This window comes from Aureimonas sp. AU4, assembly GCF_001463765.1.
Classification (GTDB): domain Bacteria; phylum Pseudomonadota; class Alphaproteobacteria; order Rhizobiales; family Rhizobiaceae; genus Aureimonas.
In genome coordinates, this window is record NZ_BBWK01000107.1 from 1 (window position 1) to 589 (window position 589).

The following is a 589-nucleotide window of genomic DNA, read 5'->3' on the forward strand; positions in this document are numbered from 1 at the left end:
GGCGAGACCACGACGATCGTGCAGGTGCCGATCGTGGCGTCCACCAAGGCAAGTGCGGGCTGCGTCGAGACCGCCATCAGCGCGACGGTCGCGCCTCCGATCCGGCGCAAGCGTCGAAGGAGGTGGAGCTTACTTGCGCTTGGGCTTCGGCTTGCCATCGCTCCAGCCCTCGTTCGCCCAGTTGGCTTGCTTGCCGCTCATGTCGTCGCCGGGAGCATGACCGTTCGTCGAGGCTGCGACGTCGCCAGGGCTGGACGCCAGCCCCATCTGGAGAAGCTTCAGCTCGGCGCGCAGGCGTGCGATCTCCAGGTCGTAGAGTTCGGTGCAGTTCAGGCGCTTGCCGCCTTGGCTCAGCGGGATCACGACACGGCCGTAGGTCGCGATGTTGCCGTTGTCGTAGCTGTTGCCATTGCCACTGCCGTTGATGGCGCCGACATCGAGGTAGGCACCCGATCCCCCGACCGCCGAGCGGCAGGTCGTCCCGTCGGCCGCGCGCACCTCGTCCTGGCCCTGCGGCAGCGAGACGCCCGGCAGGTTGAAGCCGCTCTGGCTCTGATTGAGGTAGTACCGGTCTTCCGCCCGTGACGGC

Annotated in this window: 1 protein-coding gene; it reads right to left on the reverse strand. The window is 67.6% G+C overall.

All coding sequences use genetic code 11. The features are described 5' to 3' along the window. Positions 1-129: 129 nt before the first annotated feature. Positions 130-589 (reverse strand): hypothetical protein (locus AUL35_RS22715; protein ID WP_062018563.1); only part of this gene is annotated, 460 nt, incomplete at its 5' end.